Source organism: Verrucomicrobiia bacterium (assembly GCA_035629175.1).
Classification (GTDB): domain Bacteria; phylum Verrucomicrobiota; class Verrucomicrobiia; order Limisphaerales; family DASXHY01; genus DASXHY01.
In genome coordinates, this window is sequence record DASPIL010000067.1 from 14,030 (window position 1) to 37,589 (window position 23,560).

Consider the following 23,560-nt stretch of genomic DNA (forward strand, 5'->3'; position numbering starts at 1 on the left):
CAATGGAATTCAAGGCGCCTCGCTTCCAGGCGGTTTGCGATCGTCCTGCTGGCTGGCAATGTTTTCCCAGGTTTCCTTGATCAAATGACGGTGCTCCGCTTTGGATCGCTTGTGGACGATCAACCAGTCGAGGAGCGCAACCAGAATGGCGGCAAATACAAAACCGAAACACGATAGCCAGTAGACCAGTGCAAACCAGGGAAAGTGTCGAAGGCGTTCTGCCAGGACTGTTTCGCCCAGAAGCAGCAGCAACACGGCAGTCCCCAGCATTGCCACTCCAAACCGGCGACGGCGGACGTCAGATTTGTTGGCCATGAAGACACGCTAGCATCGGTCCCGCGCCAGGCCGAGTCCTTTCCCGCAGGCGGTCCCGGACCTCAAACTTTTCCAAATGTTCCTCGGCTCGCCGCCCTGCTTTCTGTTTTCTCCTTTTGCAACCGATTTCAGCTTGGCAGTATCCACGCGTGGGCATAACGCCTCAGCAACTCAAGCAAATGGAGGGGCGGCTTCGCCGTCCGGCACGCGCGGCCGCCGATCGGCTGCCGCTGCTGAATCCAACGCCGCACCTGACAATTCTGGGTGTGGATCCTTCATTGCGCGGCACGGGATACGGCATCATTCGCAACGGCCGGCCGCATCCTGAAGTAATGGTCCATGGAACAATCATCTGCCCCGCACACTGGGAGCATTCCCGTTGCCTGGCTCGCATATCGGAGGTGTTGCGGGATGTCGTCAAACAGCATCAGCCCACCGCCTGCGTGATCGAGGGCATCTTCTTCGCCCAAAACCTCCGGACAGCAATTATCATGGGGGAAGCGCGGGGCGCGGCAATCGCCGCAATTGCCGAGGCGGGATTGGAGATATTTGAAATGGCGACGCGCAAGGTGAAGCAGGCGATCGTGGGATACGGCGGCGCCCAGAAACTGGCTGTCGCGAAAATGGTGCAACGACTATTGAACCTCGCGGAATTGCCAGCGCCAGACGCTGCCGACGCTCTTGCGCTGGCTCTGGCTCATGCCCAGGAAACCCGGCGTTTCAATCTCGTTCCTGCAAAACGAATTTAGCGCGGTTCAGTTTCATGATCACGTTTCTTCACGGAAAGCTCGTCGATGCCTTGCCTACGCAGGCGATTGTGAATGTTGGAGGCGTTGGCTACGAGGTGCTGATCCCGTTGTCATCCTTCGATAAATTGCCGCAGCCTGGACAGGATGTGCATGTGCTGACGCAACTCATCGTGCGCGAGGATGCCCATGTGCTCTACGGCTTCATGACAACTGCGGAGCGCGATATGTTCCGGCTGCTCATCAACACGGTGAGCGGCATTGGCCCGAAGATCGCCTTGAACATTCTCAGCGGCATCAGCGTAACTGCATTCCGTGGCGCAGTGGCAAACAGCGATGTGAAGGCGCTCTCGCAGATTTCTGGCGTGGGAAAGAAAACAGCGGAGCGTATTGTCGTCGAACTCCGCGACAAGGTGGGAGCCGCTGGAGCCTGGGAAGCCGCCAGCGCGCAGCGGTCGCTTTCGCCATCGGACCAGAAGGTTAACGATGCCGCGCTCGCGCTCATGGCTTTGGGTTTTAAGCAGGTGGATGCGCACGAAGCAGCGCGTGCTTCGCAGGTGCTGCTGGGTGAAACAGCGACGGTCGAGGATCTCGTGAGGGCGTGTCTGAAAAAGGGAGCATGATTGCTGTGGAAGACTCCCAGCCGCGCAGCCAAAAGCCCCCGCGTCCTGCGCGTCCCTCCGGAATTGTGGTGCCGCACCAGCCCACGTTTCTGCAGCGGCTCGGCGCATGGATCGTCTGCGTCGCAATCAGGGTCGTATCGGCGACGCTGCGTTATCGATGGAATGATCCATCGGGCCGATTCGTGAATCCGCCGTCCACACGGTCCATCTTCGCGCTCTGGCACAATCGGCTGGTCCTGTGTCCCGAGGCGCATCGCCTCTATCGGAAGCGCAATGGCGGCCTGCCCACTGCGGCACTCGTCAGCGCCAGCAAAGACGGCGGTTTCCTGGCAGCTGTGCTGGAACATTTTCGTATCCAGCCTGTGCGCGGTTCGTCGAGCCGCCGCGGAGCGCGTGCTCTCCTGGAACTCACCAAGTGGGCCAAGCAGGGTTATTCGCTTGCGATCACGCCGGACGGTCCGCGCGGACCGTGCTACGTCGTGCAGGAAGGCATCGTTTCGCTCGCCCAGCTCACAGGGCTGCCGATCGTTCCGTTCTCGTATAACGTTCGCTGGAAGATCCGTTTGAACAGCTGGGACCGTTTCGTTATCCCGCTTCCGTTCTCCGAATGCGACATGAACGTCGGCGTTCCAATCCATGTTCCGCGCGATGCCAGCCAAGAACAGCGCGCCGCATTTCGCGAGCAGCTTCAATCGGCCTTGATGGAATTGACGTGCGACTAGTTGAGGGCCGCTGTTACAGGCCGAAGCGCGCGAATGTTTTGTACAACCGATGCCGCCGGGCGACGGACTTCACGTAGTGTTTCGTTCCGGGAAAATCGATGGATTCAATGAACATCACGCTGTTCGTCGCAGCCGCACCTTTGTTCCAGCGGATGACATTGCCGCGGCCGGCGTTGTAGTCGGCAAGTGCATAGGGAATGGGATTATCTGTGTGGGCGTAGCGCTTCAGTCGTTTGGAAAGGTAAAACGTGCCTGCGAGGACGTTCGTGGCGGGGTTGAGGCAATGTTCGTGTTCAAAGGTGCGATCGCGTTCCGCGTCCGCCCATTCCTGCGCGGCGACTTCCTGGATCTGCATCAGGCCGAGTTCTCCCGCTCCGCCACGCACGTGCGGCTGAAACTTGCTTTCGCGCCAGATGACTGCTTTCACGAGCGAAGGATCCACGGCGTATCGTTTCGCTGCGGCTTGAATTTCCGGGTAGAACCGCATCTCCACTGATTCCTTGCGCCAAAGAAACAAGGCGCCTGCGGTTCCGAGGAACAGCAGAAGCAGCAGAGCCCAGCGCCGAAATTTCACGTGGTGAATTTTAGCCGGGTTGCAGCACCGCGCAAAGCCCTTGATTCCGCTTATTCCTACAAACGGTTGACACACGGTGCCGGCACTTCAACCCTGCTGGCTGCAATGATAGCCCGTGTCAGCCTGGAGATCGCGCTTCGAAAGGAGTTTGATTATGCCATTCCCGACGATCTTGTGGGAAAGGTCGACGTGGGCAGTCGCGTTCAGGTTCCGTTCGGCGCGCGCAAGGTCCTGGGATGCGTCACCGCCGTCGCGGAAACATCGGATGTAACCCGGCTTAAACCCATCATCAAAGTCATTGGCGCGCAGACGCTCGTGACTCCGCGCGTGCTGAAGCTCGCCCGGTGGATTGCGGACTACTACTGTTGTCCACCCGAGGTCGCGCTCAAAAGCGTGCTGCCTGAGGCCGTGCGCAAGGAACAGGCGGGATGGCGCGAACGGCTCTTCGTGCGCATGCTTGCACCTGCGGGCGATTTCCCAAAATTGCCGAAGCGGCAGCGGGACGTTTGGAACATCGTGGAGGAGCGGCGCGAATTACCGTTGCAGGAGTTGTTGGAACTCGCAGGGACGACTGCCGCGACCGTCCGCAGTTTGGAAGACAAGGGACTTGTCACTGTCACTTCGCAGGTTTCGGAGCGTGATCCTTACGCTCGGGAACAGATCCTGCCCACGCAGCCGCTCGTGCTTAATCCGGCGCAGGAAAAGGCGCTGACGAGCATCACACGCGCAATCGATTGCGCGAACGCGTCGAAGTCAACAGCACCGGACGATGGGAACGTGACGCCAGCGCAAGGCGGGGGGGAAACGTTTCTGTTGCACGGCGTGACCGGCAGCGGAAAGACGGAGATTTATCTGCAAGCGATAGCGCATGCCTTGGAACGGGGGAAGGGAGCCATCGTGCTGGTTCCGGAGATTTCGCTCACGCCGCAGACCGTTGAGCGATTCAAGGCACGCTTCAGTTCGGGTCCTCTTCAGACGCTTGTTGCCGTGTTGCACAGCCATCTTTCCTCGGGCGAACGGCATGATGAATGGCACAAAATTCGGCAGGGCCGCGCCCGAATAGTGATCGGCGCACGCTCCGCCATCTTCGCGCCTGTCGAGCCACTCGGGCTCATCATCGTGGATGAAGAACACGAGCACACCTACAAGCAGGAGGAAGCGCCCCGATATCAGGCGCGCGACGTGGCCATTATGCGCGGCCGCATGGAATCCGCGGTGGTCGTGCTCGGATCGGCCACGCCCTCGCTCGAGAGCTACTTCAATTGCCGCAAGGGAAAATACACGCTGCTCGACCTTCCTGAGCGTGTTGACGACCAAAAGATGCCTTATGTGCGCGTGGTGGACATGCGGCAGGCGGTGCGTCGCGACCAGGGCATTCCCATCTTTTCGCCGCAATTGAAGGAAGCGATCACGCAGCGACTCGAGCGCGGCGAACAAACGATCCTGTTCCTTAACCGCCGCGGCTATTCGACTTCGCTGCAGTGCCCGCTTTGCGGTTATGTCGCCGAATGTCCCAACTGCAGCCTCTCGCTGACATTTCATCGGCAGGTTCAACGCTTGCGTTGCCATGTTTGCAACCACGACGCACCGGTGCCGCCGGTTTGTCCAAACGAGCATTGCCGCAATCCGAAGATCCGTTACGCGGGAATTGGAACCCAGAGGGTGGAGGAAACATTGGGCCGGATTTTTCCGAACGGACGCATTACGCGCATGGACGCGGACACAATGAAGCGGAAGGACGATTATCGGCGCATTCTCGGGGACTTCCGCGCGGGCAAGATCGACATCCTGCTGGGCACGCAGATGATCGCCAAGGGTCTTCATTTTCCAAATGTGACCCTCGTAGGAATCATCTACGCCGACATGGCTTTGCATCAGCCTGACTTCCGCGCGGGTGAACGGACCTTTCAGTTGCTGACGCAGGTGGCGGGGCGTGCCGGGCGCGGAGACATCGAGGGCGAAGTCGTGGTGCAGGCGTTCACACCGTTTCATCCGGCGATACAATATGCGCGGCGGCATGATTTCGTGGGCTTTTACGACCAGGAACTGGAGTTTCGCCAACAGCTGCGCTACCCGCCGTTCAGTCGCGTCGCCCTGTTGACCCTGAAAGGACGGAACGAAGAGAAGGTGAAATTTTCCGCGGAACATGTCGCCCGGCTTCTGATCCCGTTCAAGGAAGCGCCTGGTCAATCAACGGGCCCCGACACCGGCGTGAAAGTTCCTCTGCCCGATTTGATCATCGCGGGACCCGCGGCCGCGCCGTTGCTGCGGGCGGAGACTTTCTACCGTTATCAGATCATGCTGCGAACGCAGCGGATGACCGTCTTGAGCCGGCTTCTGGCCGAGGTGTTGCAGACGCTCGTGTTGCCTGAAGACGTGATGCTTTCAGTGGACATCGATCCCACCGACCTGAGTTAGCCCGACGAGGGATCGCCTGGAGATCGATTCCTGGCGCGTCAGAATGAGGAACCGCGCTGATAATCCAGCCGCAGCCGCAATCAATCCCGTCGCGAGCCCGATCCAGATGCCGACTGCCTGGAGACCGCCGACGAAAGCCAGCGACGCCCCGACTGGGAGCGCGATCACCCAATAAGCCAGCGCGGCGAAAGCCGCGGGCATTCGCATGTCGCCCAATCCACGCAGCGCGGAAATGGCGACAACCTGGATTCCATCCGCAATTTGAAAGACAGCTGCGATGACGAGAAGTTGTGCTGCCAGCCTGATTACAGGAGGCGATTTCACGAACAAGCTGGCGATGAAGCTTCCTTCAAACAGGAACAGCAGGGCGAACACACCCATGCTGCCCGCGCCCAGTGCGACTCCGCTCCAACCAATCCTTCGAACCCGCGCAAACTGGCGCCCGCCCCACGCGTGCCCGACTCGGATGCACACCGCCATCCCCGTCCCCAGCGCGAGCATGAAAGTCGTCGCGGCGCAGGTGATCGCGATCTGATGCGCAGCGATGGCATCGGCGCCAATCCAGCCCATCATCAGGGCGGCAAAGGCGAACGCGCCGACTTCGAGCAGGTGTTGCAAACCGACTGGGGTTCCCAGGCGCAGGAGGGATCGGATCGTTTGCCAGTTTAATTTCGAACGCCAGCGCGCCTGACGGTAGATGCTGAGGGCAGGGCTTCGCAGAATGTATAGCCACATTGCCGCGGCCATTGCGATGCGCGCAATAACAGTTGCGACGCCCGCGCCCCGGAGGCCCAGTGCGGGCGCGCCCCAATGGCCAAAGATAAAAATCCAGTTCAGGAGGACATTCAGCAGGACGGCGCCAAGCATGATGCAGGTGGGTGCCCATGGATGTTCTACCGCTTCGCTGAATTGTTTGCCGCCATGCGCTATCAATGCGGGAGCGGCTGAGATTGCGAAAAGAATCCAGTAGGGACGGGCCTCTGCGATCACTGCTGGATCTTGTCCAAGCCAGTCCAGGAGCGGAACTGCCGCCGCAAGTCCCGCGGCGGCAGCCAGCCCGAGACCTGTCGAAGTAAAAAATCCGTGACGAAGAACTTCACCTGTTCCCGTAAAGTTGCGCGCGCCATAAGCCTGCGCCGTCATCACCGCGATGGCGGAAAGCAGGCCGAAACCGAATACCATTGGCAAGTGTGCAACCGCATTCACGACAGAGGAAGCCGCCAACGGAATGACACCCACCTGTCCCACCATAATCGTGTCGGTCAGGCCCATCAGCATCTGGCTCACCATGCCGCCCACGATCGGCAACGCGAGCCGCAGTGTGAGCCGCGATTCGCGTTGCCAGATGCGAAACTGTTTGAGGGTGGCGGACATCGGAACTCTATGGTTGCTGCGAAGCCGCGATTCGGCCGCGCCAGAGCCGCTTCCAGCAATGGGGCGGAAACCCGGAGCCGGAACAGACGATTAATGCAACGGCAGTAATGATCAAGGCCCCGGCCAGAAACATGGCACGTGAGAATGGTTCGTTGCCGAACGTGCATCCCAACAGTACGGCTACGAACGGATTCACGTAGGCATACGTTGCAACGCGCGCGGGGGTGGTGACTTGCAGGAGCCAGATGTATGCTGGAAATCCGATCAACGATCCGGCAGTCGTCAGATAAATCCATGCCCCGACCGATTTTGCGCTGAGTGCAGCCCACGTGAAGGTGGCGTATTCGTTTCGCAAGGCAGCCACAAGCAGAAGCATGGCGCCGCCTGCGCACATCTGCATGCCAATCCCAAGAAGCGGTGATTCAGGTCGCTGCGCATGCTTGTTGAAAACGGAACCAACGGCCCAGCAGATCGAAGAGGCCATCAGGGCCACAACGCCCCAGGTGTATGCCGCGCCGGCGCCGTGCCCATTGTTTCGTGCGAGCAATGCGACTCCCACAAATCCAATCGCAAGGCCTGTGATCACCTGCCAGTCCGGACGGGAGCCGCGCGGCCGCGCCCAGTCCACGAGGGCCATCCAGACGGGCACGAGCGCCACCAGCAGCGCCGCGACGCCAGAGGGAATGACCTGCTCGGCCCACGTCACTCCGCCATTGCCAATCATCAGCATGAGCCCGCCTGCCACCGCCGCATCACGCCATTGCCTCACAGTCGGCTTGCCTGCGCCGCGCATCCGGGCAAAGCCATAGAGCAAAACGCCTGCGACAACGAAGCGCGAGCCTGCCATCAGGAAAGGCGGGAATGTCTCCACGCCATATCGGATCGCCAGGTAAGTTGAACCCCAGATCACATAGATGGCAGCGAACGCCGCCAGGATTTTCCACGTTGCGGGTCGCTGTCCTGTGCTTTTCGGGTGCGGTTCAGTTTGCATGCTGTGGTTCCGCCTCGGCTCGAATTTCTGAAAAACAAAAACCCATCGCCGGGAGGCGATGGGTTGTTTCGGAAATCTCAGCTTCTACGAATCCAACCTTCCATCGCCAGTGCAGGCTGCGCGCAGCCATGCAACACGCATCGCCGCCGAGCGCTTCGGCAGGCAATTCTTAATGGCGGTTACGGTGTTATGATTCATGAGAGCGGACGCACTCTAGCCGAGGGCGGCGAAGTTTCAAGGTGGAACTTTGCTAGGGCAATGCGCCCTTGCGACGAGGCTCCGTTGCGTTAACGTCGCGGGGTGAAAGCGATTCAACTGGTGGAGCAGGGAATTCCCGGAAAATTCGAGATTCGCGATTTGCCTGAACCACAACCCGCATCCGATGAGGTTGTCGTTGATGTTAAAGCGTGCGGCCTCAACCATCTTGACCTTTGGCTCGAGAGCGCGGGGTTGCCCATCCAGGTGCCGATGCCACGCACGCCGGGTGGTGAAGCCTCGGGAATGGTCGCCGCCGTCGGAACGAGAGTGCGCGATTGGAAGGTGGGCGATCGCGTCGCCGTTCAATCGAACGTGTTCTGCGGTGAGTGCGAATTTTGCAAACGTGGTGACGAATCGATTTGCATCAAAGGCGAATTGCTGGGTGTCACTCGCGACGGAGGATTTGCTGAGAAACTGCTCGCGCCCGCGCGCGTGCTGGTCAAGTTGCCCGACAACGTCAGTTTCGAAACTTCTGCCGCGCTCACGCTGGCAGGGAGCACTGCGATGCACATGCTCACCAACCGCACGGAGGTGAAGGCGGGAGATTGGATTTTGGTCATGGGCGGTGCGAGCGGCGTCGGGTCCGCTGGAATCCAGATCGCGAAACAACTCGGCGCAAGGGTGATCACCACCGGTTCAACGGAGGAGAAGCGGCAGCGGGCACAGGAACTCGGGGCGGACTTCGTCCTCGACACCAACTCTGACTGGCCCAGGGAAGTTCGGCAGATCACGCAGAAGCGGGGCGTCGATACTGTGCTCGAACACGTCGGTGGTGATGTCCTTCTGAAGTGCTTTGAATGCCTCGCTCGTGGTGGAACCATCGTGACCTGCGGCGCAACCGCGGGTCGCAACGTCGAGTTCAATCTCTGGCCTTTCTTCGTCAAGCAGCATCGACTCATTGGAAGCTACGGGCGCAATCGTTCCGACATGCAAACGACACTGGAATGGGCATCCGCAGGAAAGTTGAGCGCTGTCATTGATGAAGTTTACCCGCTGCAAAAAGTGCCCGACGCGTTTGCCCGGCTGCGCGCGCGCAAGGTGCGGGGCAAGCTGGTGATCAAGCCGTAGCGAAGACTGATGACACACAAGTTGACGTGGCTGGTCCTTTTTGTCCCCTCGAGGAACCATTCTCAATCATTCTCGCTTCCGCTTTTCTACGGAGCCGCTGCTCCCAATTACTCGCGAACTCACAAAGTTTGATTCGGCATTTCAGGAATGCTTAAGCTGTTCCCTGTTTTCGCCGAACTGAAACTCTTATGAATCTGACAAGGAACCCTGCTGCCCGATTTCTATTCTTATTTCTGACGTTGGTTGGCGTGGCACAGGCGCACGCCTGGCAACGCGTGACCAATGGACTCCCGTCGAATCCCTACGTCGCGCGGATCCACGCAGACGGCTCCCTGGCCGCTTTGATTGTGTCGGACGGCACACCGACCGGTGTGCACATCTCTACCAACGCCGGCGCCAGCTGGTTCAAGGCGCCTGCGAATCTTTCGGGCTCGGGTCAGATTCCGACAGCTGTGCTTGTCGTGGGCAACACGATCTACGTCGCACGCAACAGCCAGAGCAGCGGCGCGAATGCAGTGTTGCGATCGTCCAACTACGGTACGAACTGGCAGGGCGCAGTTGGAATCCCCAATAACACGAGTCTCGATCTGCTGGCAACCGACGGCACGAATTTGTTCGCCGCGAAGAACGGCAACGGCGTGGTCTGGCGCTCCAGTGATGGCGGCACAAATTGGACGGCGGTTTCATCGGGACCGGGAAGTTTCAATAACGGCAGTGTCAGGTCGCTTGGCGCTCGAGATGGGCGTGCAGTCGTTGCGGCCACGACGGGGGTTTATCTGCTCAGCGGGCCCGGCACAAATTGGGTTCGAGCCTCGGGTGACGGCAACGCAACAGGCGGGCTGCGCATGGCGTGGCAGGGCGGAAAAACCTTCTTCGCTTACGGAGATGCTGGACGCCGCGTGCTGGCGGTCCTGGACGGCGTGACGAATGTGGTGAGCGCCGGAAACGGATTGCCGAGCGCTCCTGGTTCGTATCGAGATCTTGCCGCCAGCAGTGCTGCCGTGTTTGCATCGGCCCAATTATTCACGCCCGAGTTCCTGCCTGACGCAAAGATTTTCCAGACAATCGATGGTGGTGGCAACTGGATGGAAATTCAGAGGCCCGCAGCGAACGCGGATCCTGCGAGCATGTGCGTCATTTCTAACACGTTGTTTCTTGGCGTTGGAGGATCGTTCCCGTCTGGATTGTTCCGGGCGAGCCTGATCGACGGAGTGCCGTTCTTCGCACCTGCAATCAGCGGGTTGCCCGAAAACTATGGTGTTCATCCCGGAACCAACATCGTCCTCAGTCCGCTGGTTTCGGGCGAAGGCTCGATTTCGATGCAGTGGTTCAAGGATGGCCAGGCCCTGCCCGGGGAGACGAGTGCAGTTTTGAGCCTGCCGAATGTGCAAACCAATCAATCGGGAAATTATAGCCTGATCGCCAGCAACGCAGGGGGTGCGACTGTAAGCAGCGCAGTTAAATTGGCAGTGATTCCGCGCTCTGCGGGCTCGCCCAACCTGGATTTCAATCCGGGATTCTTCGCAAGTGACAATTTCGGCACTGAGCAGCTGTATAACGCCACGGTCTTCGCGGTGGCGGCGTTGACCAACGGGCAAATCATGGTGGGAGGAAATTTCACGCATGTGAACGCTGACGCAATTCCCAATGAATTCACGTATACCAATGGCGTTCGCAGACACGGCATCGCGCGCCTGAATGCCGACGGCTCCGCCGATTTAACCTTCGCGCCTGCACCTGGAATCGAGGCGGGTGGAAGGGTGGGCGCTATCGCCGTGCAATCCAATGGACAAGTGCTGCTTGCGGGCGAGTTCAACAACTATAATGGAATCAGCCAGACCAATGTGACTCGCGTCAATCCTGACGGATCGCATGATTCCTCGTTCGCTACAAATGCATTTAATAACGGGGCTAATATTTGGCGCGTCGAAGTTCAACCCGATGGAAAAATCCTGATCGCGGGCAGCTTCAGCAGCATCAATGGCCAGACGCGGCTCGGCGTTGCCCGGCTCGAAAGCAACGGGGCGTTGGACACGACCTGGCCTGTTGGAACAGGCGTCGCAGGGTCGGTAAACGACATCGCGGTGCTTCCCGACAATCAGGTGCTCGTGGGCGGGAGTTTCGGATCCGTCAACGGAGTCGCAAGCCGCAAGTACCTGACGCTCCTGGATAGTGCGGGCGCCGCAAATACGGCGTTCAATCACGGGCTGAATAGCACAATCTCTGAGATCGAGATTCAGCCCGGCGGGATGATATGGGCCGGCGGCACGTTCAGCACTTACAGCAACGGCCCAGTGACTTCAGTCGTCCGATTGGCGCCAAACGGTTCGCTCGTAAATGTTGCCGACACCAACATCAGCAATCCCGACGGATTGGTCGTCCAACAGGATGGCAAGCTCATCCTTTCCTCCTATTACAGCGCCGCGTTTGAATACCCGTTGATGCGGCTTGGAATTGACGCGTCTCGCGATCCATCCTTCGTCGGCGGGACCTTTGACATCGCACCCCAAAGCATGGCTCTTTCTCCGAGCGGCGACCTGTATGCCGCGGGAACATTCAGCAGGTATTTCGGGCTGCCGGTAAAAGGCGTGGTGAAGATTTACGCAACGGAGACGAACGTTCCGCCACAAGCACCCCAGATCATTTCACATCCGCGCTCGCTGTTTGCCCTCTTTGGATCCGACGTCACGCTGTTCGGCACGGCGGCGGGTGCGCAACCCCTTGCGTTCTCGTGGCTAAAGGATGGCGCGGTTCTGGACGGCGCGGTATCGTCCACTCTCACCCTGACGAATTTTTCCGCACTCCAACTTGGCGATTATCAACTCGTCGCAAGCAACAGCTTCGGCAGCGTGACAAGCCTTGTTGCGACCGTTTCAACTGCAACGGCCCCATCGATTGTGCAGGATCTTCCCGCATTTTCGGGGAGCACGAACGGCGGCACGGTGGCTTTGCAGGTTGATATCACGGGCACCGCGCCGTTCGGCTTTCAATGGTATCGCAACAGCGGATCACAATTCGGACTTACGAACAATCCGCTCGTTCTCTCGAACCTGAACGCTTCAATCACAGGAAACTGGTACGTGATCGTTACAAACGCATACGGCCGCGCGACCAGTTCGATCTCGTCGGTGCAAACGGGCAACCTTCCTGTCGTGCAAGCCATCTCGGCGAACCAGACTTTGAACGGCGAAGGCAATGTTACGCTTTCGGTTACGGCCAATGCTGCGAGCACCACCCCGCTGACGTTTTCGTGGTATCACAACAACACGCTCGTTCGCGCGCAAACAACGAATCTCCTCGTTAATGCGTTTACCATCACGAACGCCCTTCCGACGAACTCGGGCTCTTATTATGTTGTCATCCAAAACTTCGTCGGCTCGGTGACCAGCCTCACCCGGACGGTGACCATTCGGAATCCGTTCCTGGCACAGCTTGCCAGCATCACCGCCGTGCAAGGCATTGCGACAAACCTGAGCGCTGCAGCGAGCGGCACGGCTCCGATCGACTTCTACTGGTATCGCCGAAGTTTTGGTTCGGCGGCGGTGGCAGTTACAAACTTCGTGGGCACGGGTGCAACACTCGGCTTCAACCCGCTTGCGCGATCCGATGGCCAATACAATTACTTCGTGGTGGCCAGCAACGTTTGGGGTACGGCGACGTCGTCGCTTGCCGCGGTTACCGTTCAGTATCCAATTGCGATCACGAACATCAGCGCAACGGCGATCACTTCCGAGCTCAATTCCCAGGTTTCTTTCTTCGTCCAGTATGAAGCGCAACCGAACCCTGACATCCGCTGGTACAAGGATGGTCAACTGCAACCGCAGTTGTTCAATGCTTCCGTGTTTCTTCCGTCAGTCCAGGCAAGCAACGGCGGGACATACCAGCTTGTGCTCAGCAACTTCATCAACTCGGTCACCAGCGCGCCGATTGTGCTGACGATATTGCCGCCCAGACCGCCGACGATCACGAATCATCCGCCGGCAAGCCGCCTGGCCAGCACCGCTGCGGCGTTGCAGATTCCGGTCGGCGTGGATGGAACCCCCGTGATGTACTTCCGCTGGTTCCGCGGCGAGGGCACGCCTGTGTCGCAGTGGCAAACCGCGAGCGCGCTGTCGCTTTCACCGCTTACGACCAATGACTCAGGGAGTTATTACGTCGTGGTCACGAACAACTATGGTTCTGCAACAAGCGCCGTTTCCGCCGTGACTGTCATTGCACCGCAGCCCCCCAGTTTTGCGAACAAGCAATTTGCGAAGGTTGCAGACTCCCTGACGATTGTGCCCGGGATGAGCCCGGTACGCTTCCACAGTTTTCGCGACGTATTCATCCGCAGCGGACACGTCTGGTTCGCGGGCAACGGCGGCAATGGAACGTTCGCAACAGGTGTGCATCATTGGAGCAACAACGTGCTGAACACCATTGTCGGCACAAACACGCTCGTTCCGGGCACCAGTTCGCGATTCACCAATTTCTACGGGTCAACGTTCCTCTCCGCAGGGAGGGTGGTATTCGCTGCATTCGGCTCGGGTGACGAACACGGCATTTACGCCTGGACGAACGGCAGCGTGATCAAGATTCATGATCGCGATACGGTGATCCCTGGACGCTCGGAAACCTTCGACCGCTTTGGCTGGCCGGCCGTCGCGGGAAATCAATTCGCCTTCTTCGGTTTCAGCGAGTGGAACGATGACAGCAAACTCGACTATCGCGGCCTGTTTGTGTCGTCGAATGGCGTCCTCACCAAGCTGGCCGATACCAACACTGTGCTGCCCGGACTGGGCGGCCATTTCGTAGGATCGAGCAGCCAGGTTGCCTTCGATGGCCAGAAGGTTGCGTGGTGGGCTTGGAACGAAGACGACGATAATGGGATTTTCACGGTTACACGGCAGCTTGTGCTCACGAACATTGCGGACACGCTCACCATCAATCCTGCGAACGGCCAAGTGTTTGATGGATTCATCAGCCCCGCGAGCGTACACGCCGGCCGCGTGTACTTTGTCGGACATGATTTGGGCTTCAACACGGCTTTGTTCTATCGTGACCAGAATGGCGCGACGGAATTGATCGCCAAACCGGGCGACACGATTCCCGGCCGCGGAATGGCGTTCGATTCAATTGCGTATCCTGCGCAGATTGGCACAGCGGCTGGAAATTTCTTCACGGCCAACGACGGTGCTGGCTATACAGGCATCTTCTTCTGGAATGGATCCAGCATTGTCAAGGTCATCGATTCCTTTGATTCACTGGATGGGCAGAATATCAGCTATGTGTTCGTCGGGGATGCCGAAGGAACGGATGTGGCGTTCTACGTCGGTTTCGTCAACGGACGACAGGCGATCTACGCGATGACCTCCGCCGGCGGGGAATCGTTCTCGGGCTGGGCGAGCAACTATAGCTTCCCTCCCGGCCAATCCGATCCCGAAGACGACGCGGATGGCGACGGAATCAAGAACGCGTTTGAATTCTACTTCGGGTCCAATCCCACGAGCGCAGCCTCGGGTGCGATGCCTTCTGGCACGAGCGTGAACGTCGGCGGGCAGAATTATCCAGCCATCACGTTCGTTCGCAGCAAGAATGCTGGCGGGGTAACGATGCTGCCGCAGGCGTCATCTGACCTAAACTTCTCGAACTCGCTGGGAACGGTGATTGAGTCGGTGGTGGACCTCGGAAATGGAACTGAACGCGTCACGGTACGATCGACGGTGAATTCTGCAACGCACGCTGCCCAGTTCCTGAGAATTCAACTTGAGATCCCGTAACGCACAGGGTGGCGTCGTTCAGGCGCCTTCGCTAATCAACGAAGGCGCCAAGGAACGTTCCTCCGACCTGAATGCGCTGCGACGCAGAGAACTGATTATAACTTGATCAGTTCTTCTGCGATCTGCACTGCGTTGAGCGCTGCACCTTTCAGGAGTTGATCGCCGCTAACCCAGAAGCAGAGGCCGTTATCGAGTGCGCAATCCTTGCGAATGCGTCCGGCTTCGCAATTGTATTTCTCGGAAGTGAACAGCGGCATCGGATACCGCTTGTTTTCCGGCTCGTCGACCAGATCCAATCCTGGCGCCTGCCTCAGGACGTCGCGAGCAGCTTCAACGGTGACAGGCTTGTCGAATTCCGCGGTGACCGCGATTGAATGCGAGCGATAGACCGGGACACGGACGCACGTGACGCTCGCGCGGAAATTCGGGTGATGCATGATCTTCCGGCCTTCGTTCTCCATCTTCATTTCCTCCTTCGTATAACCGGTGGGAAGAAAGGAATCGACATGGGGAAGCACATTAAACGCGATCTGATGCGGATAAACCTGCTTGGTGACGGGTTGATTTCCAACCACTTCACCGACCTGGCGCCGCAGTTCTTCGATTGCCTGCGCTCCAGTCCCCGAAACCGCCTGGTAGCTTGACGCGAAAATGCGCTTCACACCGAAAGCACGATGGAGCGGGTACAGCGCCATCAATGTAATGGCCGTCGTGCAATTTGGATTGGCGATGATCCCCTTGTGTTTCGTGACATCGTCAGCGTTGATTTCGGGAACAACCAAGGGAACGCTGTCGTCCTGGCGGAAGGCGCTGGAATTGTCGACGACCACACAGCCGGCTTTCGCTGCAATAGGTGCGAATTCCTTGGAGATGCTGCCGCCTGCGCTGAACAGAGCGATATCGATTCCCGCGAAGGAATCCTGGGTCAGTTCCTCGATCGTGATTTCCTCACCGCGAAACGGCAGCTTCTTCCCGGCAGAGCGAGCGGACGCGAGAAGCGTCAGCCTGCCGACGGGAAAGTTGCGCTTTTCCAACGTTTTGATCATTTCAACGCCGACGGCTCCCGTGGCGCCGACGACTGCCACATGCGGTTTCTTATTCATACAAAATGGTCGGGTATGTTAGCGGCTGCCGCCTCGGTGTCAATGAAGCCGCAGTGCTTGGCGGGTGAACCGAAATTGAAGTGGGTGAGCTCCTACAAAAAACGTGAGTTCGGGCATCTGACCCCATGTGCGAAGCAAAGGAACCGCAATTACGTTCCTGCAGCCATGAAAGCGCGAATTCGATCTGCCTTGAACGCTGCCTCGATGGCATTCGCCATCGGAGCCGCTGGATGCGCCAGCGATCCCGTTTACATCCAGGAGGCGTATCCATACAAGGCTCCGTTATCCTCCCCGGGCCAAAAGTTCAGCTCACTCCCGCCCGCCGTGCAGGCGTCCGTTCGTGCTCAGGTGGGTGGCGCGCAAATGCGAGACATCGAGCGAACCGATGAATTCGGTCGTATGGCCTACAAGATCACGTTCGAAGAGGAGGGTATTTATCCGCCGCTCTATGTAGCGCCTGATGGAAGCGTGCTCTATCCCCAAGCGTTTGGCGTTGCCGTGGGGGCCGGGAACGAAGACTTTGGCGTGGTGAGCGGGAAGGGGACCAGCGGCCTTAAACTCACGGAATTGCCTGCCAAGGTCGTCACCACGATCCAGGAATCAGCTCCTGCGGCCGAAGTCGCCTACGTTCAACAACTCACGGTGGGTGGCAGGGTTTCGTATGAAGTGCGGTTCAAGGACCAAACCGCGCATCCTCCGATTGTCGTGGACGAAGGCGGATTGCTCGTGAAGTAACGGTCATTTCCAAACCTGCATGGCAATCATTTGCGCCGTTGCCTGGCCAGCCCAATCGCGATTCGCGGCCGGGCTCGCGGGACTGGGATGAAGAATTTTTCCGATGCGGCAGTTCGCGCTTCCGCAAACCTCCTCAGCCCTGCGTGCGGCGAAGTCGCCAACTCCGATGATCCATTCGGGCTGAACTGCCTTCACAACTTGTTTCAAATGAAGGTCGCATGCCACGTAGAGCGCTTGCCGTTCAGCAACGGGAAGTTTGTCGGGAGTGCGGTTGCGTCCCGTTTCTTCGAGGAAAACAAGCGGACAGTAATTCACCACGAGATGTTCCCGGAAGAAGTCGTTCGCGGAGGAAAAGCGCCTCGCGAACAGTCCCCAGAGCCGTTCGCCACTGACTTCTGAGCGTGTGCATGAAAACCCCTGGATCGGGCGCTTGGGGTGTTCACTCGCAGGCCGGGAAATTTCGGCACGTATTCCGAGCCATCCCGCAACGGCTTGCACTTCGCCAAACGGAATGCCCACCTGCATCATCCCGAACGGCCCGGGGTTCATGCCCAGAAAGAGAACCCGTTTGCGTGTGTTGCCGAAACGGCGCAGGTAGACCTCGTAAGCCGCTCCCGCATATTGCAGGGGATTGTAAACGTGTGAAACAGGCGGGGCGAACTTCAGCTGATCAACCGCATGCCGCAGGTTGTCAGCCGCCTCAAGGAGATCTCGACAGACCGCGTCGGACATTACCGCCGATGATGCCCGCCACCCTGTTGATGCTGGCGCAGCTGACGCAACATGCGTTGGAGTGACTCTATTTCCCGCTCGTCATCGATCTTCTGCCGCTCTGCCAGTTCCAATGTCTCGAGGACTTCCTCCATCTCGTTCAATGCCTGCTTTAACTCGTCAATAATCCGCGTGACCTGATCAATGGCATCCGTGATGGCGGGAGTTTTAAATTCAGCAACCGGCTGGGGTGGTTCCGCGCGGCGGGCCGGTCGTTCGTAATCGCGCCGGTCTTCTCGAGCTGAGGAAGGACGTGCAGGCCGGGTCTCCTCGGCAACTGCGTCGTGCTCCGGGTGGTCCGTCGATTCGCGCTCCCGTTCTTCCTCGGGCGCTTCTGCCGGTGCAACAGCCTCAATCGAGGCCGTGTCCGCATCGGCTGTGGCTGCAACGGCTGGATCCCCGGCCGCTTCGTCTGCGGCGGCGGTTGCTGCTGCATCAGGCGGGCGTTCTTCCCCGGCGTCGCCAGCGCGCGGCGCGCGGCGTCGCGAATGACGGCGCCCCCCGCGGCGTGAACGCCGGCGCGCCGTGCCAGTCCGGGCCGCATTCGTCGAATCAGACTGTTCTGGCGCAGCGTGGGGCTGTTCGTCCGGAATCATGGCTTCAACTTGCCCGGACGCTAGGCGATTGCAAAGGTTTTTGTGGCGGCTTTGCTCTGGCAAAGGGAAATCGCTTTGGCAGAATGCCCGCCGTGAAATTCCTGAAGCAGAAATGGGCCTGGCTCAGCCTGTTGTTCCTTGCCGTTTGCTGGGCCGAGACGCAGGGCTTTGGCGCAGAGCCGCCCGGGAATGTGACCTTTCCGCGCCCGCTCAACAGTTACGACTCCATCGAAGGCGCATCGCTTTGGGCCGAACTGACTTCACGCGTGAGCAAGGAACCCTTCAACCTCCTTGCCACGATTCTGTTTCTGTTCGCCATCATCCACACTTTTCTCGCGCCGTGGTTCTCCCATCTGGCGCACCGGTTCGCGGAGGAGCATCAGCAAAAATTACGCGGTGAAGGACGTCCACTGCCCGAACGACTGCCGAATGGGAACCGGGCGGAGGTGAGTTTCAAGGCCGAGATGTGTCACTTTCTCGGCGAGGTGGAGGCAATCTTCGGAATCTGGGTTGTGCCGCTGCTCGTGCTGACCGCGGTGTTCAAGGGCTGGGGTATTGCGCGCGATTACATCAACCACCTCAGTTTCACGGAACCCATGTTCGTGGTGGTGATTATGCTCATCGCCGCAAGCCGCCCCGTGCTGAAATTTGCAGAAAAGGTCATGGCTGGGGTGGCGGCTTTGGGCAGCGGGTCGGTGGGAGCCTGGTGGTTTTCGATCATGACGGTTGGCCCGCTTCTCGGGTCCGTCATCACGGAGCCTGCTGCCATGACGATCTCCGCGATGCTGCTGCGCGAGAAGTTTTACGATCGAAAACCGAGCACGATGTTAGCGTACGCCACGCTTGGCCTGTTGTTTGTGAATGTGTCGGTGGGCGGAACACTGACTCACTTTGCCGCGCCGCCCGTCCTTATGGTGGCAGGAAAATGGGGATGGGATACGCCTTACATGCTACTGCACTTTGGCTGGAAATCCGCGCTTGGAATCATAACATCGAACCTTCTCTACTTTGTCTGGTTTCGGCGCGAGTTGAACACCATGACGATCGCTCCTCAACCGAAACTTCAGGCGGATTCCGTCCGCTCGGACCTTCCCGTGCCGCGCTGGATCACCTGCGTGCATCTGCTCTTCCTCGTGTGGACCGTTGTGCACAGCCACTATCCGGGGTTGTTTATTGGCGGATTGCTCTTTTTCCTCGCGTTCACGCAGGCCACGGAACCGCATCAAGCCGAGCTCCGTCTTCGTCCCGCTTTTCTCGTGGGCTTTTTCCTCATAGGGCTCGTGGTTCACGGAAGTTTGCAGGGGTGGTGGATTCAACCCGTGCTCACGCGGTTGGGCGAAGTTCCCTTGCTCCTCAGCGCCATGGTGCTCACGGCCTTCAATGACAACGCAGCCATTACTTTCCTGGCATCGCAGGTCCCCGACTTCGGCATTTCGCTGAAACACGCCGTCGTCGCCGGGGCAGTGATCGGCGGCGGTTTGACCGTGATTGCCAATGCGCCCAACCCAGCGGGCCAGTCAATTCTCTCGCGCTATTTTCCGGACGGGGTTTCGGCAGCGAAACTCTTCGCGGGCGCCGCAATACCGACCGCACTGCTGGCGTTCATCTTTCTTGTGTTCAGGTGATTTGAAACGTGCGAGAGAATCTGCTCTACGCAGGCGCGTGCCTTGACTCGGCATTCCTGCGGCATTCGGCCAGGCGTTTCTCCAGGAACTCGCGTTCGGACGGGATCGTTGCGAGCGCGTGTGCCTGCTCAAAATGCCCAACAGCAATCGCCGCGCGCTGGCGCCGCAATTCGAGTTCGCCGAGGACTGCGTGATAAAGGTGATATGCCTGGAGCGGTTCCACGGCCTTGATGGCTGCCACGGCAGCAAGGCCCGCATCAGGCCCGTGGACATTGGCCACCACAATTGCGCGGTTCAGGAAGATCACAGGACTTGGAGCCATTGCCACAAGTTCATCATAAAGCCCGAGAATTCGCGGCCAGTCCGTGGCGTCATAATCCTTCGATGCGCAATGACATGCGACAATTCCCGCTTGCAGATGAAATTCGCTGAGCGCATGACCAGACGCGGAGCGGGTGAAGTGATACATCCCGCGCGCGATCATGCCTTGATCCCACAATGACCGATCCTGTTCCTGCAATCGAAGGAGGGTTCCATCGTCATGCACGCGCGCGGGAAGCCGTGCCGCGTTCAGCAGCATCAAAGCGAGCAGGGCGTGCGTCCGCGGGGTGTCTCCTGCCGGATGCTTCGACAATAATCCGCCCAGGCGGATGGCCTCGTGACACAGGTCGGCCCGCACCAGCGCATCGCCGCTGCTGGCCTTGTAACCTTCGTTGAATAGAAGGTAGATCGACTGCAGCACAGCGTCGACGCGCTGGAGCAGTTCCTGTCCCTCGGGGATTTCAAAACGCAATCTCGCTTCGCGGATTTTCTGTTTGGCGCGCGTGAGGCGTTTCGCGATTGCCGCTTCCGACGTGAGAAAAGCACGACCAATTTCGGCTACGCTGAACCCGCAGAGCGTGTTCAAGGCAAGCGATATCTGGGCTTCCGCAGCCAGGGACGGGTGACAGCACACAAACATCAGTTTCAGCGTGTCGTCCGCGAACTCGTCTCCCGCGAATGAGACCTCGTTGGTGGCCCGTTCGGGCTGATCCATCAGGCGAACGATTTCGGCCTCTTTGTCGCGAAAAACCTTTTGTCGTCGCACAACATCCAGCGCCAGGTTTCGGGAGGCGCGCAGGATCCAGGCGGAAGGATTGTTGGGAACACCATAGAAGGGCCAGGTCTGGACAGCGCGCGCGAGCGCTTCTTGTACGACATCTTCAACAAGGGTCAAATGCTCGATGCCAAAGATGCGGGTGAGAATCGCAACCATCTTTCCGGATTCATGTCGGAACAGGTGGTCGAGCGTTTGCGATACATCGAACGTTTCGGCAGACATTGTTTCAGCCGGATTCACCCTGATGACTATCTGATTTTGCGATGGTTCGCGCAAGCCAGCCGGCGAACAGGAACGCGGGATACGCCAGGGCGGGAATGTAGAGGCTGAACTCGCTAAGTCCCTGAAGAAGCCAGGCAAGCACGCCAATAAACAGCGTCCATTGAAAAAGCGGCGCGTTCCAGAGTTTGCGCAACACCTGGATCATCAGGATCAGAATCCACGTTGCGAACAGGATGCCGCCTGGAAATCCGGAATCAGAGAATTGTTCCAGGTAATCGTTGTGCGCCAGGCGCGCCATTTCCGCTTCGGGCGCTTTTATATTTTCGTACGGTCTTTGGAAGGTTCCGGGTCCCGTTCCTGTAATGGGATGCGCGGCAGCCGTCTGCACCGCCGCGCGCCAATAATCGAACCGCGCTCCCACGCTCGTTGCACCGGATGCGAAATAACTTTGGAAACGAACCGCAAACGCTGCGACACCGATGAGTGCCATGATGATCAACACTGTCCATTTCAACCGCTTTCCCCAAGGCAGCCGCAACAGCGTGAGGCCAAGTGCGGCCATCGCAATCAGCCAACCCGACTTTGACCCAGTCCAAAACAGTGCGGCACCTCCCAGGAACAAGAGCAGCCAGATCGCTGCGAGCCTCGTTGCTGGACGGAACTTCCGCGTTTGAGTGACAACGAGGGCGGACCCCACGGGCAATAGCAGCAATACGGCGCCTGCAAGGGCGTTCGGATAAACGAGCGTTCCGAATACCCGTCCGCGTTCGTATTTCTGCACAATCGTGGGATTTGCTATGGCGACGCCATTCGTGGTGACGATAATTTGCTGCTCGCGGAGTTCAGCCATCATCTCGGGCGGAAGGTTTGTCCACCCCATGGCCTGGCTTTCGACGAGGAACTGTTTTTCGGCCGGGAACTCCACCAGCCTTTGTTCGACGGCGCGAATGGTGCACCAGACAAATCCGGCGAGCAGACCCGCAAGGATCCATTGCAACGAGCGCTCGCTGAAAAAACAGGATGCGCCTGCGAAGTAACACGCCAGCACAGCGGCAAAATGCCACAGCGTCAGCGACGTGAGCTCGTGGTCGACGGTCCACATGGCCGCAACGAATTGCCATCCGAACCACAGCAGGGGCAGCAGCAGCAGCAAGCGCCAGCGCTTCCATTCTTTCACGGATCTCCAGCCCAGCAGCAACGCGGGCGCAGAAAGTAACAGAAGAAACATGGCGCTCCATCGTGGTGGCCACGGGTAAGACCACAAATCCAGCAGGGTGTCTGGCGGGGCAATTTTGGAATCCAGAATGACCGGGTTCCCAAATTTCAGCAGCGCCAATCCGAGAAACAACCCAAATGCCAGTGCGTAGGCGTCACGTCCATCGAACCGTGTGGTCGAGGCTCGAACACTTTGAATTTTGACTGGCGGTTTCAGGGGATTCAGCGCCCTCACTCCTGGGCGCAGCTCAGAGATGCAGCTTGAGCAAACCGACTTCCAGCGCCAGTGCCTCTTGCACGTTTGTGTGCAGGAGGCGCTGAGTCGATTCAATCACATGCAAGTTTTCGAGAGCCTGGTCTGGGGTGATCCGGCGCGCGATCGCGCTGCCACGCTGAAGGTCTGGAAATTCCAGCAACTCCGCGCCGGGTGCTGCGGTTTGCAGCCAGATATCACGCAACCAGCGCTGCACGACTGCCAGGAGGTCGGCTCGCTGGCGACGATATTCCGCTTCAATCGCGGCGTTCAATTCGTCCTCCCATCGGTCGCGCAAATTCTTTTCAGCATCAGGATGGCGTTGCAGGGGCGATCGTGCGGTTTGCGCCTCTTCAATGGCCGCCTTCATTTCCACCAGTTTCTGCAACAGGACGTCCATAAGGCGATAGCGGCCCAGCAGGCTCTTCTGTTCGCCCGCCGCCATCTCGCAAAAACGCGCAAGCCATGCGCGTTGCGGTTCTGCGAGCGGGCGCGAGCCGTCCCCGAGAAAGTTGAGCCGCAGGCAGCGGGAGATAATCGTCTCGAGGAGCCGCTGCGGCTCCGTTGTGAGCAGGATGAGGATGGATCGTGAAGGCGGTTCTTCGAGCGTCTTGAGGAAGGCGTTGGCAGCCTGAACGTTCAAGCGATCGGCAGCGACAATGATCGCAACTTTGTATTCGGCTTCCGTTGGTTTCAGGTAAATCGCCTGCATCAGTTCGCGCATCTGGTCGACGCCGACGATGCGGAGCTTGGATTCAGGCCGCACCCAATGCACATCTGCGTGGTTGCCGTTCTGGATTTTCTTGCAGTTGACGCATTGATCGCAGGAATCAATCGCGGCACCGCTTCGGGCGCGAACCGGCGCAAGGCAATTCAAGGTGCGAGCAAGGGTTTCCGCGAGTGCCTCGATCTCCTCGAGTTGCGTTCCGACAAATAGATACCCATGCGCGAGGCGTCCGCGTTCCAGTGAACGCTGCAACAGCTGCACGCCCTGCTGATGGTCTGGAAAATCTCTGAACGCCATGCGCGTTCATGTTTGCCCAAGCGCGGGAATCCGGACAATAGAATTCAGCAGCGGAGTGTCTCTCCGAGC

18 protein-coding genes are annotated in these 23,560 nt (G+C 58.8%); 8 read left to right on the forward strand and 10 right to left on the reverse strand.

Annotated features, from left to right (window positions below; all coding sequences use genetic code 11):
- Nucleotides 1-9 precede the first annotated feature (9 nt).
- Nucleotides 10-315: a hypothetical protein gene (locus VEH04_11110; GenBank protein HYG23322.1), complete on the reverse strand. Its 306-nt coding sequence runs from the start codon at nt 313-315 to the stop codon at nt 10-12.
- Between the two features lie 149 nt (nt 316-464).
- On the opposite strand from VEH04_11110, the gene ruvC reads away from it, so the two are divergent.
- From ruvC to VEH04_11125, 3 genes are read left to right on the forward strand one after another with little or no spacing between them, the layout of a single operon-like run.
- On the forward strand, nt 465-1,064 hold the full coding sequence (ruvC, locus tag VEH04_11115) for a crossover junction endodeoxyribonuclease RuvC (protein ID HYG23323.1): 600 nt from the start codon (nt 465-467) through the stop codon (nt 1,062-1,064).
- Between the two features lie 14 nt (nt 1,065-1,078).
- Nucleotides 1,079-1,684: a Holliday junction branch migration protein RuvA gene (ruvA, locus tag VEH04_11120; GenBank protein HYG23324.1), complete on the forward strand. Its 606-nt coding sequence runs from the start codon at nt 1,079-1,081 to the stop codon at nt 1,682-1,684.
- Nucleotides 1,681-2,406 carry a lysophospholipid acyltransferase family protein gene (locus VEH04_11125; GenBank protein HYG23325.1) on the forward strand — a complete coding sequence of 242 codons (726 nt, stop codon included), beginning with the start codon at nt 1,681-1,683 and terminating at the stop codon, nt 2,404-2,406. The genes ruvA and VEH04_11125 overlap by 4 nt, the downstream gene beginning before the upstream one ends.
- Before the next feature lie 13 nt (nt 2,407-2,419).
- Here VEH04_11125 and VEH04_11130 read toward each other — a convergent pair whose 3' ends face one another.
- Nucleotides 2,420-2,980, reverse strand: coding sequence for a lytic transglycosylase domain-containing protein (locus tag VEH04_11130; protein HYG23326.1), 561 nt, complete (start codon nt 2,978-2,980; stop codon nt 2,420-2,422).
- Here VEH04_11130 and priA point away from each other — a divergent pair, their 5' ends adjacent.
- The gene (gene priA, locus VEH04_11135; GenBank protein HYG23327.1) at nt 2,981-5,398 is read left to right on the forward strand and encodes a primosomal protein N'; all 2,418 of its coding nucleotides are present in this window, start codon (nt 2,981-2,983) and stop codon (nt 5,396-5,398) included.
- Here the strand turns inward: priA and VEH04_11140 are convergent.
- Nucleotides 5,366-6,772 (reverse strand): MATE family efflux transporter, encoded by a 1,407-nt coding sequence (locus VEH04_11140; protein ID HYG23328.1) that lies wholly within the window; start codon nt 6,770-6,772, stop codon nt 5,366-5,368. The two genes, priA and VEH04_11140, sit on opposite strands and share 33 nt — an antisense overlap.
- 7 nt (nt 6,773-6,779) lie before the next feature.
- On the reverse strand, nt 6,780-7,763 hold the full coding sequence (locus tag VEH04_11145; GenBank protein ID HYG23329.1) for an EamA family transporter: 984 nt from the start codon (nt 7,761-7,763) through the stop codon (nt 6,780-6,782).
- Nucleotides 7,764-8,063: 300 nt separating this feature from the next.
- On the opposite strand from VEH04_11145, the gene VEH04_11150 reads away from it, so the two are divergent.
- Nucleotides 8,064-9,089, forward strand: coding sequence for a zinc-binding dehydrogenase (locus VEH04_11150; protein HYG23330.1), 1,026 nt, complete (start codon nt 8,064-8,066; stop codon nt 9,087-9,089).
- 188 nt (nt 9,090-9,277) lie between these two features.
- Nucleotides 9,278-14,848 (forward strand): hypothetical protein, encoded by a 5,571-nt coding sequence (locus VEH04_11155; GenBank protein ID HYG23331.1) that lies wholly within the window; start codon nt 9,278-9,280, stop codon nt 14,846-14,848.
- A gap of 95 nt (nt 14,849-14,943) precedes the next feature.
- On the opposite strand, the gene VEH04_11160 is transcribed toward VEH04_11155, so the two are convergent.
- Nucleotides 14,944-15,951, reverse strand: coding sequence for an aspartate-semialdehyde dehydrogenase (locus tag VEH04_11160; protein ID HYG23332.1), 1,008 nt, complete (start codon nt 15,949-15,951; stop codon nt 14,944-14,946).
- Between the two features lie 165 nt (nt 15,952-16,116).
- Between VEH04_11160 and VEH04_11165 the strand changes: the two genes are divergently transcribed.
- Complete coding sequence (locus tag VEH04_11165; protein ID HYG23333.1) at nt 16,117-16,686, forward strand: hypothetical protein; 570 nt, start codon at nt 16,117-16,119, stop codon at nt 16,684-16,686.
- Between the two features lie 3 nt (nt 16,687-16,689).
- Here the strand turns inward: VEH04_11165 and VEH04_11170 are convergent, their stop codons facing one another.
- Nucleotides 16,690-17,418 (reverse strand): uracil-DNA glycosylase family protein, encoded by a 729-nt coding sequence (locus tag VEH04_11170; protein ID HYG23334.1) that lies wholly within the window; start codon nt 17,416-17,418, stop codon nt 16,690-16,692.
- Nucleotides 17,418-18,053 carry a hypothetical protein gene (locus VEH04_11175; GenBank protein ID HYG23335.1) on the reverse strand — a complete coding sequence of 212 codons (636 nt, stop codon included), beginning with the start codon at nt 18,051-18,053 and terminating at the stop codon, nt 17,418-17,420. Before VEH04_11175 ends, VEH04_11170 begins: the two co-directional genes overlap by 1 nt.
- 83 nt (nt 18,054-18,136) lie before the next feature.
- On the opposite strand from VEH04_11175, the gene VEH04_11180 reads away from it, so the two are divergent.
- A complete protein-coding gene (locus tag VEH04_11180) occupies nt 18,137-19,678 on the forward strand; it encodes a putative Na+/H+ antiporter (protein ID HYG23336.1) in 1,542 nt (513 codons plus the stop codon).
- 25 nt (nt 19,679-19,703) lie between these two features.
- Here the strand turns inward: VEH04_11180 and VEH04_11185 are convergent, their stop codons facing one another.
- The 3 genes from VEH04_11185 to VEH04_11195 are packed head-to-tail and all read right to left on the reverse strand — an operon-like array spanning nt 19,704 to nt 23,491.
- A complete protein-coding gene (locus VEH04_11185; protein HYG23337.1) occupies nt 19,704-20,999 on the reverse strand; it encodes a DUF6596 domain-containing protein in 1,296 nt (431 codons plus the stop codon).
- Between the two features lie 4 nt (nt 21,000-21,003).
- Nucleotides 21,004-22,449: an O-antigen ligase family protein gene (locus VEH04_11190; protein ID HYG23338.1), complete on the reverse strand. Its 1,446-nt coding sequence runs from the start codon at nt 22,447-22,449 to the stop codon at nt 21,004-21,006.
- 13 nt (nt 22,450-22,462) lie between these two features.
- Nucleotides 22,463-23,491: a hypothetical protein gene (locus tag VEH04_11195; GenBank protein HYG23339.1), complete on the reverse strand. Its 1,029-nt coding sequence runs from the start codon at nt 23,489-23,491 to the stop codon at nt 22,463-22,465.
- Between the last annotated feature and the right edge of the window lie 69 nt (nt 23,492-23,560).